Source organism: Leeuwenhoekiella sp. W20_SRS_FM14 (assembly GCF_052119605.1).
Classification (GTDB): domain Bacteria; phylum Bacteroidota; class Bacteroidia; order Flavobacteriales; family Flavobacteriaceae; genus Leeuwenhoekiella.
This window is the reverse complement of the sequence record NZ_JBGQOK010000007.1, coordinates 72378-88350: the sequence shown is the minus strand read 5'-3', so window position 1 is coordinate 88350 and position 15973 is coordinate 72378. Positions and strand designations below refer to the sequence as shown.

At 36.9% G+C, this 15973-nt stretch carries 11 protein-coding genes; all 11 read left to right on the top strand.

Annotation, left to right across the window (positions count from 1 at the left end; translation table 11 throughout):
* Positions 1 to 27 precede the first annotated feature (27 nt).
* The 11 genes from sprA (at position 28) to ACEN25_RS12995 (ending at position 15880) form a co-directional block, all read left to right on the top strand.
* Positions 28 to 7314 (top strand): cell surface protein SprA, encoded by a 7287-nt coding sequence (gene sprA, locus ACEN25_RS13045; protein WP_441803388.1) that lies wholly within the window; start codon positions 28 to 30, stop codon positions 7312 to 7314.
* A gap of 13 nt (positions 7315 to 7327) precedes the next feature.
* Positions 7328 to 7708 (top strand): glycine cleavage system protein GcvH, encoded by a 381-nt coding sequence (gene gcvH, locus ACEN25_RS13040; protein WP_028377451.1) that lies wholly within the window; start codon positions 7328 to 7330, stop codon positions 7706 to 7708.
* On the top strand, positions 7701 to 8084 hold the full coding sequence (locus ACEN25_RS13035) for a VanZ family protein (protein WP_441803301.1): 384 nt from the start codon (positions 7701 to 7703) through the stop codon (positions 8082 to 8084). The genes gcvH and ACEN25_RS13035 overlap by 8 nt, the downstream gene beginning before the upstream one ends.
* Before the next feature lie 55 nt (positions 8085 to 8139).
* Positions 8140 to 8868, top strand: a complete 729-nt coding sequence (locus ACEN25_RS13030; RefSeq protein WP_028377453.1) for an energy transducer TonB — start codon at positions 8140 to 8142, stop codon at positions 8866 to 8868.
* 111 nt (positions 8869 to 8979) lie between these two features.
* The gene (locus tag ACEN25_RS13025) at positions 8980 to 9756 is read left to right on the top strand and encodes an energy transducer TonB (RefSeq protein ID WP_441803300.1); all 777 of its coding nucleotides are present in this window, start codon (positions 8980 to 8982) and stop codon (positions 9754 to 9756) included.
* A gap of 154 nt (positions 9757 to 9910) precedes the next feature.
* On the top strand, positions 9911 to 12034 hold the full coding sequence (locus tag ACEN25_RS13020; RefSeq protein ID WP_441803299.1) for a gliding motility protein RemB: 2124 nt from the start codon (positions 9911 to 9913) through the stop codon (positions 12032 to 12034).
* 4 nt (positions 12035 to 12038) lie between these two features.
* On the top strand, positions 12039 to 12440 hold the full coding sequence (locus ACEN25_RS13015) for a Dabb family protein (RefSeq protein WP_441803298.1): 402 nt from the start codon (positions 12039 to 12041) through the stop codon (positions 12438 to 12440).
* A gap of 436 nt (positions 12441 to 12876) precedes the next feature.
* Complete coding sequence (gene cyoE / locus ACEN25_RS13010; protein ID WP_441803297.1) at positions 12877 to 13770, top strand: heme o synthase; 894 nt, start codon at positions 12877 to 12879, stop codon at positions 13768 to 13770.
* A complete protein-coding gene (locus ACEN25_RS13005; RefSeq protein ID WP_441803296.1) occupies positions 13770 to 14363 on the top strand; it encodes a cytochrome c oxidase subunit 3 in 594 nt (197 codons plus the stop codon). Before cyoE ends, ACEN25_RS13005 begins: the two co-directional genes overlap by 1 nt.
* A 131-nt stretch (positions 14364 to 14494) precedes the next feature.
* Positions 14495 to 15475, top strand: coding sequence for a cytochrome c oxidase subunit 3 (locus ACEN25_RS13000; protein ID WP_441803295.1), 981 nt, complete (start codon positions 14495 to 14497; stop codon positions 15473 to 15475).
* A 45-nt stretch (positions 15476 to 15520) separates the two neighbouring features.
* A complete protein-coding gene (locus ACEN25_RS12995) occupies positions 15521 to 15880 on the top strand; it encodes a cytochrome C oxidase subunit IV family protein (protein ID WP_028377459.1) in 360 nt (119 codons plus the stop codon).
* The last annotated feature ends 93 nt before the right edge of the window (positions 15881 to 15973 follow it).

The following is a 15973-nucleotide window of genomic DNA, read 5'->3' as shown; positions in this document are numbered from 1 at the left end:
ACAAAACTACGCTGGTTTTCTTTTAAAATGCTATTAGTTTCAGGCACTTTTTTGTGCTCGATGTCTTTATTTGCCCAGGAGGAAGAAGTTAAGGACTCTACAAAAACAGGTTTTACTTTAGGAAAACTTAGCCTTAAAAATCCCAACTCTATACTTTCAAAATATACCTACGATCCGTTAACAGATAAATATATTTATACGGAAAGTGTAGGTAATTACAACATTAATTATCCACGCATTTTAACTCCAGAAGAGTTTAAAGATCTTGTTCAGAAAGAACAGATGCGCAACTATTTTCAGCAGAAAATTGCCGCTGTAGATGGTAAGACTGAAGAAGGTTTAGAAGATCAAAAGAGTTTACTTCCTAATTTTTATGTAAACTCAGGTTTATTTGAATCTATATTTGGAGGAAATAGTATAGAGTTTATACCTACCGGTAGTGTAGAGATGGATATTGGTGGTCTTTTTACCAAACAGGATAATCCAAGTTTTTCTCCCAGAAACCGTACAAACTTCAGTTTTGATTTTGATCAGCGCATCAGTTTAAGCTTGCTGGGTAAAGTAGGTTCGCGGCTTCAGGTAAATGCAGTTTATGATACCGAAGCTAGTTTCAGTTTTCAAAATCAGATAAAGTTAGAGTACACGCCTAACGAAGACGATATTATACAAAAGATTGAAGTAGGTAACGTAAGTATGCCTCTTAATAGTGCATTAATACAAGGTTCTCAGAGCCTTTTTGGGATTAAAACGCAGCTTCAATTTGGAAAAACAACAATAACAGGTGTTTTTTCAGAACAACAAAGTCAAACCCAGCAAGTATTAGCGCAGGGCGATGGCACCATACAGAATTTTGAAATACAAGCTTTAGAATATGATGAAAACAGGCATTATTTCTTAGCTCAATACTTTAGAGATAACTATAATAGAGCACTGGCTAACTACCCGTTTATAAATTCTAATGTTCAAATTACACGGGTTGAAGTTTGGGTTACAAACCGTACACAGCGTTTTGAAAATACCCGTAATATTGTTGCGATACAAGATATTGGAGAATCTACTCCCACACAAATAGGATTGCCTAGCATACCTACGGGTTTTATTAATCTGCCGGCAGGTAGTTACCCTAGAAACTCAAGTAATGATTTTAACCCTTTTGGTTTATCTGGCAACGGGCAGACTGTTTTAACACCTGCGATTAGAGATGCGGCTACCGTTGGTCAGGGTTTTGGTGGGGTTCAGGTTTCAGATGGGTCTGATTATGCCTCCCTAGAAAATGCACGTCAACTTACACCGTCAGAATATACTTTGAACTCTCAATTAGGATATATATCGCTTAATCAACGTTTGAGTAATGATGAGGTTTTAGGTGTCGCTTTTCAATATACTGTAAACGGGCAGGTATACCAGGTTGGAGAATTTGCTAATGATGGTGTTGATGCTACCAGTGGCGCTTACCCAGATACAGACGGCGATGGCATTCCAGATCTTGTAGATGTTGATGTAGATGGAGATGGGGTTAATGAAAACGGACAGGATGTTGACGGAGATCAAATCGCCGATGGAGCTGACGCCAATGTTAATGGGCAAATACGTGGTGCAGATATAAATAATGATGGAATTTTAGATAGTTTAATTACCCCGGGGCAGGGAGGAACATCTCAAGCCTTAATCGTAAAACTGCTTAAAAGTAATATTACAGATGTTAATGAGCCCATTTGGGATTTGATGATGAAAAACATCTATGGTCTTGGAGTGGGGCAGTTGCAGCCAGATGGCTTTAGGATGAATATTGTTTACACGTCACCATCACCTATAAATTACATTACCGCTGCAGATGGTGGTCCTGCGCTTCCTGAAGATGTGCAGAATACACCTTTGCTTAATGTATTTAATTTAGATAATCTGACCAACTTTGGAGATCCTCAAAATGGGGGTGACGGTTTTTTTGATTTTGTAAATGGCTTGACTGTTAATCAAAGTAATGGAAGCATCATTTTTACTTCGGTAGAGCCTTTTGGAGAATATTTATTTAATAAGCTGCGCAACGCCGGGACAGAGAATTATGATAATGAAGATAGTTATAATGCTAACCAGCGTAAGTATGTATATAACTCGCTATATAATTCTACTAAAACAATAGCGCAGGATAATGCAGATAAAAACCTGTTTCAATTACAGGGTACCTTTAAATCTACGCAGGAAGAAGGTATTCCTATAGGAGGTTTCAATGTTCCGCAAGGGTCTGTTACAGTAACTGCAGGAGGTAGAGTTTTACAGGAAGGTCTCGATTACTCAGTAGATTATCAACGAGGGAGAGTTATAATTCTTGACCAGGCGCTTAAGGGTTCAGGAATTCCTATTCAGGTTTCTACAGAAAATAACACCTTATTTGGGCAGCAGACCAAGCGTTTTACAGGAATAAATGTAGAGCATCAGTTTAATGAAAATTTTATGGTGGGTGGGACGTTGATTAATTTAAATGAGCGCCCGCTTACCCAGAAAGCAACATATAGTTTTGAGCCTATAAACAATACTATTTTTGGTTTCAACGCTAACTTTTCGACTGAAGTTCCGTTTCTCACGCGTCTCGTAAATAAGCTTCCTAATATAGATACAGATGTTCCTTCTAATATTTCATTTAGAGGAGAAGTAGCTTATTTAATGCCAGGTCAACCTAAGGCAACAGAATTTGGAGGGCAGGCTGCCTCATATATAGATGATTTTGAAGGAACACAGACTTCACTAGATATTAGCTCTCCGTTACAATGGAGTCTGGCATCGGCACCGGTAGATTTTGGGGGTGAGTTTGCTAATGGTGATTTAAGAGCCGGTTACCGTAGAGCAAAATTTGCCTGGTACAGTATAGATCCTATTTTTTATACAAACCAGCGCCCAGATGGTATTACAGATGCAGATGTTTCTACCTATGCTACACGTAGAGTTTTTAGAGATGAGATTTTTCCTGAACAAGACATCGTAGCGGGTACAACACAAGCGCTGTTTACGTTAGATATGGCCTATTATCCTCAGGAGCGCGGGCCATATAACTATAGTCTGGATGCACAAGATGGAATTCTTGAAAACCCCGAACAAAATTTTGGAGGCATAATGAGACAATTTGCTTCAACAGATTTTGAGCAGGCAAACGTGGAGTTTATTGAATTCTGGCTTATGGATCCGTTTATTTATGCTGAAAATGCAACAAATACCGGTGGAAGACTTACATTAAATCTCGGAAATATTTCAGAAGATATTTTAAAAGACGGGCGTAAACAATATGAGAACGGGTTGCCACAGGATGGTGGTGTTACAAATACAACACCTACCGTTTGGGGAAAAGTACCTACTAATCAGGCTTTAATTTATGCTTTTGATACTGAGGGTGCTCAGCGTACAAATCAAGATGTAGGTTATGACGGTTTAAGTGATGATGAGGAAGCCGCAAATTTTCCGGCCTTTGCGGGTTTAGAAGATCCTGCAGGAGATAATTATCAATATTTTGTTGCTGCTCAGGGTTCGGTTTTAGATCGCTATAAACAATACAACGGTCTGGAAGGAAACTCTCCTGTAGATGTTAGTCAAACTAATAGGGGTTCTACAACCATACCTGATACCGAAGATATAAACCGTGATTTTACAATGAACACGGTAGATAGTTATTACGAGTATCAACTAGATATTACACGTGCTACTCTTAATGTTGAGAACGAGTTTATAGTAGATCAACGTGATATCGAAGTGACTCTGCAAAATGGAAATACATTACCGGTAACTTGGTATCAGTTTAAAGTGCCTATTAGTGCCTCAACTAATAAACAGGGAGGTATAAATGACTTCAGATCTATTCGTTTTATGCGCATGTTTATGAGTGGTTGGCAACAGCCTACCGTTCTACGTTTAGGTTCGCTAGATTTAGTGCGTGGAGATTACCGTAGATACTTATACACCTTAGATCCTGACAAGTCAGACCCTGCAACAGAAAATACACGATTTGAAGTAACTTCAGTAAATATTGAAGAAAATAACGATCGTAATCCTATTCCGTATGTATTGCCACCGGGAGTTTTTAGAGAAGAGCTTATCAATAATAACAACAACATTCGTCAGAATGAGCAATCTTTATCTCTTGAAGTATGTGACTTAGAAACTCAGGATAGCCGTGCGGTTTACAAGAATTTCAGATTAGATATGCGTCAGTATGAAAATCTGGAAATGTTTATACATCTAGAGTCGTTATTAAATGAAACTGCGGTTCAGGACAACGAAGTTGTTGCGATAGTGCGTATGGGGACAGATTTAACTCAAAACTTTTACCAGATTGAGTTGCCGTTGAGCGTTACTGCTTTTGGAACAACCAGTCCTGATTTAATTTGGCCTGAAGCTAACCGCTTAAAACTTTCATTAGATATTTTACAACGCGTTAAAGCCGTGTTTTTTGGGGGTGAATTCAACACGCTTGCTGATGAAATCACCTATTTTGATGATGAGGCAAATTTTATTGCTGATCCTGCAGGAACACCTTATGAAACCGGAGGAGTGCGGGTAGGTATAAAAGGGAACCCTAGTTTTGGAGATGTACGACTTTTAATGCTAGGTGTTAAAAATGGAAATGACGAAGGCCAAAATACCGTATGTGCAGAAGCCTGGTTTAATGAATTGCGTTTGTCAGGATTGCAAAATCAGGGCGGTTGGGCCGGTGTAGTGAATCTAGATGCTAACCTTGCAGATTTTGCTACCGTATCTGGTACAGCAAGACAATCTACAGTAGGTTTTGGTAATATAGATGCTGGTCCTAATCAACGTAGTAGAGAAGATGTAAAATCTTATGACGTGGTTACTAATGTAAATCTGGGTCAGTTACTTCCTAAAAACTGGGGGATAAAACTTCCATTTAATTATGCGAGCGGTGGTGAGACAATTACACCGCAATACGATCCGCTATTTACAGATATTAAATTAGATCAACGCATTGCTTCTGCCGCTAGTGAGGCAGAACGAGACCGTATTAAAGAAATCGCTATTGAGCGTACAAAGCGACAAAGCATAAATTTCATTGGCGTTAGAAAAGAGCGTACGGGAGAGAAAAAACCAATGCCCTGGGATATAGAGAATTTTACATGGGCATACAGCCATAATCAGGAAGATCATAAAGATTTTGAGATTGAAGAGGCTGTGAGTAAAAATGTGCGGGCAGGAGCAACTTATGGTTATGCTTTTAAGCCAAAGGCATACGAGCCTTTTAAGAAAAACGATTCTTTGTTTGTAAGTAAGTATTGGAAACTACTTAAAGATTTCAATTTTAATTACCTGCCGGCCAGTGTAAATATTACTTCAAATATCACACGCCAATACAGCCAGCAGCGTTTTAGAGATCTTTTAGCTACGGAAGGTTCATTGCCTATTCCTGAATATGTACAACGCAATTACCAGTTTGACCGAAACTTTGCAATTAATTATCCGGTTACAAAATCATTACGCGTAAATCTGGAGCAGTATCAAAACCGAATAGTACGTAATTATTTGAACCCTGATAACACGTTAGATCCTAATGCCGGTGGGGTGTATACCAGCTTTTTTGATGTAGGAACGCCAGACAGGCACAATCAGACGATGCAGGTTAATTATGACTTGCCATTAGATAAGCTACCTTACTTAGACTTTGTGAAGTCTACATATTCTTATAGTACAGATTTTCAATGGACACGAGGTTCATTTCAGCTACAGTCCTTAGAAGGAATACCAGATTTAGGAAATTCGGTTCAAAATGCAAATACGCATTCGTTGCAGACTTCTTTAGATATGAAATCGCTGTACGATGCTTTGGGATTAGTTAAAAAGAAAACCGGTGCGACAACACGATCAGCAAGAAGTAAAGCTGTGCCTACTTTAGGAAATCCCAAGGCTGCTTCTCAAAAGCCTGATGAAGATAGATTAAGTGCCGGTGATAAAGCTAAAAATTCGCTTGTTAATCTGGCTACAGGTATTAAGCGTATTCAGGTAAATTACGAGCAAAACAATGGTACGTTCTTACCGGGTTATCTTCCTGGAGTAGGGTTTTTGGGTACCGTAAGACCATCTACAGGATTTGTATTTGGTAGTCAGGCAGAGATACGTGATTATGCGGCCAGACAAGGTTGGTTAACGCTTTATCAAGAATATAATGAGCAGTATAGTGAAGTTGAAAGCCGTAAGCTAGACATACAGGCGCAGACCAGTTTTATAGAAGACCTCACCCTAGATATAAATATGAACCGTATTTATCAGGAAACTTATAATGAAAATTACAGAGTAAATCCTATAAGTCTCGATTACACGAGTCTTACGGGTAATACGCTTGGCAATTACAGTATTTCGACTTTAATGATAGGGACTGCATTCAACTCAAGTTCACTAGAGTCTTCAGCTAACTTCAATCGGTTTAGAGCTAATAGACTCGTTATTGCAGAACGCCTTGCTAAAGAGTTTTATGGTAATGATCAATATCCCAGAGATGCAAGTGGCTATCCGGTAGGTTTTAGTAGAACTAGCCAGGCCGTGTTGTTACCAGCATTTCTATCTGCATACACTCCGGGAACAGCAGATAATGTTTCTCTAGGAGCATTTAGAAGTTTTCCATTACCAAACTGGAATCTTAAATACACCGGTTTGATGAAGATAGACTGGTTTAAAAAGCGATTCAAGCGATTTTCTGTAAATCATGGGTATCAGGCAGGCTATACTATAAATCAGTTTAGAACTAACTTAAACTATGATAGGGGCTTAAATAATGATGCTTCTGACGCACAGGTTAACCAGGCGGGAGATTTTCTAAATCCGGTTTTATATTCTAATATTAACCTTACTGAATTATTTTCTCCGCTTATACGCCTTGATTTTGAGATGAAAAATTCAGTAAAAATTCTTGCAGAATTGCGTAAAGACCGCACGCTATCCTTAAGTTTTGATAATAATTTACTTACTGAAATTCACGGAAACGAATATATAATAGGTTTAGGATATCGCTTAAAAGATATTAGATTTGCCACGCGAGTGGGAGGTAAGCGTACAATCTTAAAAAGTGATTTAAATTTTAAAGCAGATTTATCACTGAGGCAAAATGAGACGGTAGTGCGCTATTTAGATATAGAAAACAGTCAGATTACAGCAGGACAAGACATTTATGGTCTTACCTTTACAGCAGATTATGCTTTGAGTAAAAATCTAACTGCGATCTTTTATTATGATCACTCATTTGCGACTTATGCCATATCAACTGCATATCCGCAAACAACAATACGTTCAGGTTTAACATTGAGATATAATTTCGGAAATTAATTAAATATAAGTTATGAGTTTACCATCAGATTTAAAATATACAAAAGATCACGAGTGGGTACGCATCGAAGGTGACATTGCAACCGTAGGTATTACAGATTTTGCTCAGGGAGAGCTGGGTGATATCGTATATGTTGAAGTAGAGACCGAAGGAGAGACACTTGATCGCGAAGAAGTTTTTGGTACTGTAGAGGCTGTTAAAACAGTTTCAGATTTATTCTTACCATTAACCGGTGAGATAATAGAATTTAACACTGCATTAGAATCTGAGCCAGAAGCTGTAAATGAAGATCCTTACGGTAAGGGGTGGATGATAAAAATTAAATTTACAGATGCCAGTGAGCTGGACTCGCTTTTAGAAGCAAGTGCGTATCAAGAATTAATAGGTGGGTAAATTTTTAAAGCCTGCTGCATATGCTTATACGCTATTTATAGCGGTAATTTGTTTAATGCCTATGCCGCATGTTTCTAATGCACCAAAGGATAGTGATAAAGTCATTCATCTTTTGGTGTATTTTTTATTTACACTAACTTGGTTTTTATACTATTTTTTAAGAGCAAAAACAGAAAATTTTAAGCAATCATTATTTAAATGTGCGGGATTAGCTCTTATTTATGGTATACTTATTGAAGTAGTACAGGAAGTAGCAACAGTCTCTAGATCAGCAGATTTTAAAGATTTAATAGCGAATTCTATAGGTATTTTAACAGGAGTAATTCTGATAATTGCAATGAAATCGCAGTTTTTACGATTAAAATCAAAATTTTAATTTCGAGTTGAAGCTATTTTTATTTAAATTAGCAATCCTTAATAACTAAAGATTCATGGAACCTAAGAAAAATCCTAAAGCAGATCTAAGTAAAAGAAGTGTACTCTTCTTTCAGTTAGGTCTTATTTTGATACTCGGGCTGAGTTATATGGCCATTGAGTGGAAAACGTATGAGAAAGAGGCCATAGACATCGGTCAATTAAATATGGACGATGTTCTAGAAGAAGATGTGCCAATTACTGAATTGAACACACCTCCACCTCCACCACCACCTCCGCCACCACCACCAGCACCAGAAATCATTGAGGTTGTTGAGGATGATAAAGAGATTGAAGAAACTGTAATCGAATCTACTGAAACAAATCAGGAAGAGAAGATTGTAAAAGTTGAAGAAGTTTCTTTTGCTGAAGAAGAAGTTATTGAAGATGTACCATTTGCAGTTATTGAAAACGTACCGGTTTATCCTGGTTGCGAAGATGAGAAAGGTAACGATGCAAAGAAAAAATGTATGTCTGAAAAGATCAGCCAGTTTGTAAACAGAAAATTTAATACTGAATTAGGTAGTGAATTAGGGTTATCTGGTGTAAATCGTATTTATGTACGTTTTAAAATTGATCAAAAAGGAAATATAGTTGATATAGGTTCTCGAGGTCCTCACCCTAGATTAGAATCTGAAGCAGAGCGTGTAATTAAATTATTACCGCAAATGACTCCAGGTAAGCAAAGAGGTAAGGCTGTAGGGGTGCTTTATTCACTTCCTATTGTGTTCCAGGTTCAGGATTAATCTGAATTTTAATAGAATCAAAAATCCCGTCCGCGTAAGCGAGATGGGATTTTTTTTGTGGCAAGCTTATTGTTAAAGTTTTAAGATATAGTAATCTTTAAAACTTTTATTATGAAAGAATCACAAAAACGCGAAGTTACCGCTCGGCAAAGTGGAAATCGCGCAACAAGCAAGCACGATGTAAATCTACGAAAAAACAGTGTTGTCTATTTTCAGATTGGGCTTATCGTTACCTTAATTCTAGCTATTTTAATTCTTGAAATTAAGTCTCCTGCTGTGAGCTACTCAACAGAACCCTTAAAGGAAGTAGCTACGGTTTCATTAGAAGACTGGAACCAGTCTTTTGTAAAAGAATCCCAACAAAAGCCTTTACCAAAATTACCTGAAGTGTCAAAGATTTTGCCGCCAGAAGTAGTTGATGATAATACCCCGGAAGCAGCTATAATGCCAGATTTTAAAACTATAGATATCTCAAAGGAGTCCATTAATCCCAATGATCTAAGACCAGAGGTTGAGAAAGAAGTAGAAACGTTTAGTGTTATGGGGGTAGAAGTGGTTCCCATCTATCCCGGTTGTGAAGGGCTTGATTCTAATGCAGCGCGTAAAGCTTGTCTCCAGGAAAAATTAAATTCTTTTATAGGCAAGAACTTTGATACTTCATTGGGAGAGCAATATGGCCTTTCCGGAATGAATAAAGTGGATGTACAATTCACTATTGATGAATTTGGTAATGTGGTTAATTTGCAAAGCCGTGCGCCACACAAGGCTTTAGAAGCCGAAGCTAAACGCGTTATGAATAAATTACCCAAAATGAAACCGGGAACACAGCAGGGTAAAAAAGTACGGGTTATTTATTATCAGCCTATAAAATTTAAAGTGCAGAATTAAATGAAAATTACGTTTATCTTCAAAAGCCTGGGTGTACTGCTCAGGCTTTTTTAAAATGGGGAAGTTAAAGGTTGAGTTTTTGTGGTGTTGGCGTATTTAATCTTAAAGATTTCTAAAAAATACTATCTTTCGCTATCCTAAATTTTTTCAACTTATGCTATCTAAACTTTTAGCATTTTGCTTTTTATTTTTCAGTATTAATGTTGCTTACTCACAACTAGTTAAGGGAGACTTTGAGAAATACCCCGTTTTTGAAGAATGCGATTCAGTTTCTGCAGGTGATTTAAAGGTTTGTTTTAATGCAACTTTAATTGCTAAAGTAACTTCAGAATTTAAAATGCCGCAACGGGTTTTAGACGAAAATTATACCGGAGAGCTAATAGTACTCTTTGAAGTTACAAAAGAAGGCAAGTTTGAACTTTTGAACGTAACCGCTATTTATACTGAGCTAAAGGAAGAACTTGAGCGTGTTTTTTTAACGCTGCCAAAGGTTAAACCGGCAACTTATAACGGTAGACCTACCTATATGCAGTTTAGTATGCCTGTTCCTATTCCATTTAGCAAAAATCAAGATGTAAGACCATTAGATAATGTTCCTATAATTAAGGCAAAACCGGTTCAGAAGCTATCTTTTGAAGAGCAAGGTGACTCAGAATATGATGGTATTCAAACATATCCCTTTGAAAACCGTGAATACAATTCGCAACTTTATATTCCGTTTTCTCATCAAACCTATAGCAGATTTGATCAGGAGATGAATCGAGTGGGTACAAATAGCCATACGGCGAGTAAGCCATTTACTTATGCTAGTGTAAATACATATTACAATTTTAAGGAGAAGCAGGAACGTTTGTATAAAGAGAAAAGTTCCTGGTTTGGAAGGAAATTATGGAATGAGCATATGGTGACGCTTCAGGGTGAAGATTACTGGTTCACATTAGATCCTGCAGCAGATTTACAATTAGGTTTTGAAACTGCAGATTCAGAAAATCAAAGTTATACCTATAATAATACTCGTGCTTTAGTATTTCAGGGAGGTCTTGGAAGTATGCTAAATTTTTATACGGTATTTTATGAGAGTCAGGGTAGCTTTGCTGGCTATTATAATCGTTTTGCAAGATCGTTAAGACCAGACGGGGGTAACCCTGCGATTGTACCGGGTAGAGGTGTAGCTGCAGATTTTGGGACAGATGACTTTGATTATCCGGTTGCAGAGGCTTATTTATCGTATTCGCCAAATGAGCATTTTAATTTTCAATTTGGTCACGGAAAAAATTTTATAGGCGATGGTTATCGATCGCTTTTACAGAGTGATAATGCGAGTCCTTATCCTTTTTTTAAATTGAACACTACATTTTGGAAATTTAAATATTCAAATACCTGGATGTCTTTACGTGATGTGCGGCCAGAAGTTGTTGCTGACGGATCGTTTAAGACCAAGTTTATGGCAAATCACTATTTAAGTTTTAATGCTACAAAACGTTTGAATTTAGGACTTTTTGAAAATGTAATTTGGACCAATGATAACGACAGGGGGTTTGATCTTAATTATTTAAATCCGGTTATATTTTACCGGGCAATTGAGTTTTCTACAGGTTCAAGAGGAGGAAATGCTTTAATAGGATTGAGTGCAAAATATAAATTCAGCGATAACTTTAATGCCTATGCACAGGTGGTTATAGATGAATTCTCAACCTCGGCAGTGTTTAGTAACACAAAAAGCTATAAAAATAAACAAGGGGTGCAGGTAGGCTTTAAGTACTATGATGCTTTTAAGATAGATAATCTACAGCTTCAGTTTGAGTTTAATCAGGTGCGTCCTTATGTATATTCAAATAATGAGATTGTGCTTAATTACGGGCATAACAATCAATCTATGGCGCATTTATGGGGTGCAAATTTTAGAGAGCTTATAGGTATTGCGCGCTACGAGAATGATAGATGGTATGGTACTGCAAAACTTATATACGGCGAGCGAGGTTTTGAAGTGGGTGATATTAATACCACCTATTATGGAGGAAGTATTTATGGTAATGATGAGAATATTCCCAGTGAGTTGGGTATTGAGATCGGTCAGGGTAATAAAGCCCAGACGCTTCTTGCAAATGTTGAGCTCGGTTATTTAGTTAACCCGTCTACAAACTTAAAAATTTATACAAATGTGCTTTTTAGAGATCATACAATAGAAGAGGTTGATCCTGTAAATTTTACAGAAAAAACACTTTGGGTTAATTTTGGAATTCGAACAGATTTATTTAATTGGTATTTTGATTATTAGAATTATGAAAGCACATTTTATTTTAGGTTTAACAACACTATTACTTATGTCAAATTCATGTAAAGAAGAAGTTTTCAAAGGGCCGGAGTTTGATTCTAATTTTGCTCATGTGGTGTACTTCTGGCTTAAAAACCCTGAAAATACAGAAGACCGCAAAGCATTTGAAGCATCACTAAAAAAATTCTTAGCTACAAGTGAATACGCTAAGACAAAATTTATAGGAGTTCCTGCTGAAACCCCACGAGATGTTGTTGATAACAGCTGGACTTATTCAATAATTCTAACGTTTCCGTCTAAAGAATCTCAGAATAACTACCAGAATGAACCCGTGCATTTAAAGTTTATCGAAGAGTCTTCTAATCTCTGGGAGCGTGTACAGGTTTACGATTCTGTAGAATTAGAGTAGTTTGATTTTTAGTAGCCAAACGCTTGTAAAAAGGTTTTGTGAATATGTGATCTTATTATTGAAGAGTCTTTAATGAAAAGTATTTTTGACTTGAACAATAGTTCTTTTATATCCTGTGAGGGTTGGGCAAATACATCTTCTATGATCTGTAGCAATGTTAATATTTGGCAGGGCTCTGGTTAACTTATAAATTGCAATCAAAACCAGATCTCGTATTTGCGCTAATTTAAAAATATCATTTTGAGCATTTAAATTACTGATTGTTAGTAGTACAGCGAGCATTAAAATGCTGTGTGTTTTCTTGAGTAAATTAAAGCTTTGAGAATTACTTTACTAAACATAAATCATTAGGGTGTATTAACCTTAGAATAGGTTGTATAGAAGGTGTGCGTGCAGTATCTTTGCACGACTTTTTAAAGCCCTTGAAAACACGCATTTGAGCCTCGCTAAAACCCATACAGCACCAGCATCTATCTGGATAGATTTTAAAGAAATCACTAAGATGCGTCTTGCCATTAGCGTGGTTTTTTCTAGTATGGCCGGTTATCTTCTAGGTGCTTACACCTTAGACTGGTTAACTGTGGTTCTTCTCGCAATAGGTGGCTATTTAATGGTAGGAGCATCTAATGCTTACAATCAAATTATAGAGCGCGATCTTGATGCCTTGATGGATCGTACAAAGAACAGACCTATCCCTGCAGGAAGAATGACTGTGCGTACTGCCTTTATTATTGCTACTACATTTACAATTTTAGGTTTACTTACTTTATATATAATAAACCCAATTACAGCAGTTTTTGGCGGAGTATCTATTTTTCTATATGTATGTGTCTATACGCCATTAAAGACTAAAACTCCTTTGTCTGTTTTTGTAGGTGCTTTTCCAGGTGCAATTCCATTTATGATGGGCTGGGTTGCTGCTACAGGTAATTTTGGCATAGAGGCGGGTACCTTGTTTATGGTTCAGTTTTTTTGGCAATTCCCCCATTTTTGGGCAATAGGCTGGTTCTTGTATGAAGATTATAAAAAAGGAGGATTCTTTATGCTTCCCACAGGTGAGCGCGATCGCGGCACCGCAATACAGGTCATTTTATATACAATCTGGACTATCCTGACTTCTTTAATTCCTGTGTTTGGGGTTACAGGGACGTTGTATTTGACGCCTGTATCTGCTGTACTGGTGGGGATTTGCGGTTTAGGCTTGTTATATTATGCAATACGGCTATACAGGTTCAAAAATAATATTACTGCTAAGCGTTTGATGCTTTCTAGCGTAAGCTATATAACGTTGATACAGATTATATATGTTGCTGATAAATTTTTGAGATAATGGAATATACATCACAATCAGAAGCGGTTAAATTAAAGAGGTCAAAAAAGATGATGCTGTGGTTTGGTATCATTAGTCTTTCAATGATGTTTGCAGGTCTTACCAGTGCCTACATCGTAAGTAGTGAGCGCAGAGACTGGCTTTCTAATTTTGAATTACCACAAGCATTTTATTTAAGTACGGGAATTATTGTACTGAGTAGCCTATCTATGTTTGTTGCAAAGTGGGCGATATTTCAAAATAAAAAGCAACTAGGTACTTTATCTTTATTGGCAACTTTAGGGCTCGGAATTGCCTTTGTGGTGCTTCAGTTTAGGGGTTTTGATGAAATAATCACCAGCGGATATTTTTTTACGGGTAGTGAAAGTACGGTTACAACTTCATTTATATATGCATTTGTAATTACACACGTGGTTCACGTAGTAGCCGGTATATTGGTTTTATTAGTAGTAGTTATTCAGCAATTAAGAGGAAAATATTCTAAAGAGCAATCACTTGGATTTGAGCTGGGTGCTACCTTCTGGCACTTTGTAGATATACTTTGGGTTTATTTGTTTCTGTTCTTTTTATTTGCAGACGATCTTATAAAATAAAAGAGTTCTTTTTAAATGCTAAGAATTCTTTAAAAAATCGTTTTTTTGAATGGTTATAAATACCGATTATTGCTTTGAAAAGCATTTTTAAAATACCTATTTTTGCAACGCTTATAAATTGATATTAAAATATGGACGCTACTGCTGTTAGAACAGGCACAGAAGGCAAAATTTGGGGAGGTGATAACAACCCCCTAAAAGCTAGTTACGGAAAAATGATGATGTGGTTTTTCATCCTTTCTGATGCACTTACTTTCTCCGCATTCCTTGCCGCTTACGGATTTTCGAGATTTAAATACATGGACGAATGGCCTATAGCCGATGAAGTGTTTACTCACTTTCCATTTTTACACGGTGTTGATGCGCCTATGTACTATGTGGCGTTGATGACTTTTATTCTTATTTTCTCATCAGTTACTATGGTTCTTGCTGTTGATGCCGGGCATCATATGAAGAAGAACAGTGTAATCTGGTATATGTTTTTTACCATTATAGGTGGTGTAATCTTCGTAGGTTCTCAAGCTTGGGAGTGGGCAAACTTTATTTCGGGTGAATACGGTGCTGTTGAAACTAAAGCAGGTCGTATTTTACAATTTGTAAATGCTGAAGGGGAGCAGGTAGCTTTAGAGTCATTTGCAGCAAACATACCTACAGATCGTACACTGCTTACCAAAAGTGATGCGCTGTGGTATGAGTCTGAAGATACTATGGCAGACTACGATTTAGCTGAGGTTGTCGCAGGTTTTAAAGCCAATCCAGATTTACTTATACGTACCGAAATTCTAACCGAGTCTAATGAAAAGACAATATTATCTAGAGAAGAGTCTTTAGAGCGTTTAGAGCGTGATGCAATAGGAGTGGTTCAAGGTGCTAATTTGTATCATAATGAATATGGACCTCCGTTATTTGCAGACTTCTTTTTCTTTATCACAGGATTTCACGGTTTTCACGTACTTTCTGGGGTTATTATAAACATCATCATCTTCATAAATGTAATTTTAGGTACTTACGAGCGAAGAGGTAGCTATGAGATGGTTGAGAAAGTAGGTCTTTACTGGCACTTTGTAGATTTAGTATGGGTATTTGTATTTACCTTTTTCTATCTGGTTTAATTATAAAAAGATGTTCGCTTCCGCGGAATAAATAAAAAATATATAATGGCACACGATACAGGACATAATGAATCAGCTACCAAAAGAATTTGGTCAGTTTTTGGGATTTTATCTGTTGTAACAATTGCAGAAGTAATTTTAGGTATTATAAGACCAGAATTCTTAATAGAGACAATGTTTCTAAGAATGCGTTTACTAAACTGGATATTTATAATATTAACACTATATAAAGCCTATTTAATAACCTGGGCGTTTATGCACATGGAGCATGAAGCGAAAGGTTTGAGAAGAGCTGTAGTGTGGACGGGTATTTTTCTTGTTTGTTATTTAGTATTTATATTACTTACCGAAGGTGATTATATCTACGGTGTATATAATAGCGAATATCAAAGTTGGGATTTCTAAGAAATACTTAAATAAGGCATAAAAAAAGACGGTATATACCGTCTTTTTTTATGCCTTATTTTTAAGGAGAACGTTCTGTAGCTTAACTTTACA

Excerpts from the sequence above, each read along its gene's own strand:
- ACEN25_RS13005 (WP_441803296.1), top strand. The coding sequence starts at position 13,770 with ATGGAATATACATCACAATCAGAAGCGGTTAAATTAAAGAGGTCAAAA.
- ACEN25_RS13025 (WP_441803300.1), top strand. The coding sequence starts at position 8,980 with ATGAAAGAATCACAAAAACGCGAAGTTACCGCTCGGCAAAGTGGAAAT.
- sprA (WP_441803388.1), top strand. The coding sequence starts at position 28 with ATGCTATTAGTTTCAGGCACTTTTTTGTGCTCGATGTCTTTATTTGCC.
- ACEN25_RS13030 (WP_028377453.1), top strand. The coding sequence starts at position 8,140 with ATGGAACCTAAGAAAAATCCTAAAGCAGATCTAAGTAAAAGAAGTGTA.
- ACEN25_RS13015 (WP_441803298.1), top strand. The coding sequence starts at position 12,039 with ATGAAAGCACATTTTATTTTAGGTTTAACAACACTATTACTTATGTCA.
- ACEN25_RS13020 (WP_441803299.1), top strand. The coding sequence starts at position 9,911 with ATGCTATCTAAACTTTTAGCATTTTGCTTTTTATTTTTCAGTATTAAT.
- ACEN25_RS13000 (WP_441803295.1), top strand. The coding sequence starts at position 14,495 with ATGGACGCTACTGCTGTTAGAACAGGCACAGAAGGCAAAATTTGGGGA.
- gcvH (WP_028377451.1), top strand. The coding sequence starts at position 7,328 with ATGAGTTTACCATCAGATTTAAAATATACAAAAGATCACGAGTGGGTA.
- ACEN25_RS12995 (WP_028377459.1), top strand. The coding sequence starts at position 15,521 with ATGGCACACGATACAGGACATAATGAATCAGCTACCAAAAGAATTTGG.